Source organism: Sphingomonas sp. PAMC 26605, assembly GCF_000241485.1.
In the GTDB taxonomy this organism is placed as follows: Bacteria; Pseudomonadota; Alphaproteobacteria; order Sphingomonadales; family Sphingomonadaceae; genus Sphingomonas.
The window spans coordinates 1-1172 of the sequence record NZ_JH584259.1 but is presented as its reverse complement, the minus strand read 5'-3'; the positions used below and the strand labels follow the sequence as shown (position 1 = coordinate 1172).

At 62.0% G+C, this 1172-nt stretch carries 1 protein-coding gene and 1 pseudogene; one reads left to right on the top strand and one right to left on the bottom strand.

Annotated elements, in window-relative coordinates:
- A pseudogene (locus tag RH90_RS21910) lies at window positions 1-318 on the bottom strand (hypothetical protein); the annotation flags it as partial.
- A gap of 148 nt (window positions 319-466) precedes the next feature.
- Here RH90_RS21910 and RH90_RS21905 point away from each other — a divergent pair.
- Window positions 467-1172 (top strand): conjugal transfer protein TraD (locus RH90_RS21905; protein ID WP_010189302.1); only part of this gene is annotated, 706 nt, incomplete at its 3' end.

Genomic DNA, 1172 nt, shown 5'->3' with positions numbered 1-1172 from the left:
GATAGGCATGGGCGGTTCCGACCTCCTGCGCCACGAACGCCCGCACCAGCGCCGTCGGTCCTCGACCGACAACTCGCGCGGGATCGCGATCTCCATCTCCCGGTAGGTCGTGCCGTTCACCCGCTCGTGCGCATCGGCCGCACGCCAGAAAGCGACCGGATCGGATTGCGCCCACGACGGCATGTTGCCGCTCTCCGTGGCGTCCAACCGTTCCAGCGTTTCGTCGCGCGCATAGTGGCCTTCGCGGAAAATGTAGGAGGCGTGCGGACCGGCCTTGCCGGTCCCGCCTACCTTCATTTTCAGCCGCCCGATCGCCACGCTGGTCTTCTTCCTTCTTCGCGTCGCAGACCCCGCGTTTCCGGAACGGAAACAACTAAGCGGGCCATCAATATATGATGGACTCTTCTGCCTTGCCTTCTTCTGCCCTTCTCCGCATCCTGCTGTCAAATTTTGACAGGCGATTCGAATGAACAATGGTCCGGGCTACATCAGTCACATGGCATGGGCGACGGGACACGCTGAACGCGTTCGCAGCAAGGCCAACCCTTCCAAGGACGACAAGCTGTTTTTGCTGCTGGCCGACAAGCCTGATCGCACCCCGGTCGAGAACCGCACACTGGCCGCCTTGCTTCGGGTCGAGCGCGCCAAGGAAACCATGCGTGCTGGCCGGGGGACAATCCGCCAAGCCACCAGCGCCAAGGCCAAGGAGGACCGCAGGGAACGCGACCATCAGCGCTTCCTAGCAGCCGGGCTGATGACGATGGTGGGGCTGCTCGATGGTCAGACCGGCAAACCGACTTGGGATCGGGCCACCCTGCTCGGGGCGCTCGATGCCATGGCGAGGGCAACGCCACCGAGGAACAACGTACCCGCTGGACCACACGTGGCGAGGAAATGCTCCGAGATCGACCTGCACCCGGAGATACCCCGAAAACCTCCTAGGAAGCCCGTAGGACGCGATTCGACGGCAGGAAGCGCCTTTACCCTTCTTCTGCCCCGCCAAGCCCTTCTACGACCGCCTAAGGCGAACCCTTGGGGTGGTAGGATCTCAACTCCAACACACGTGCCGACTAGGCACGTTCTATCTGTTCTTCTTATGTTCTCCTCTGATCTAATGATCGTCCCCCAGCGTGCGGGGCTCGCGGTGCCGCTCATTAGATCATTAGAGAGAG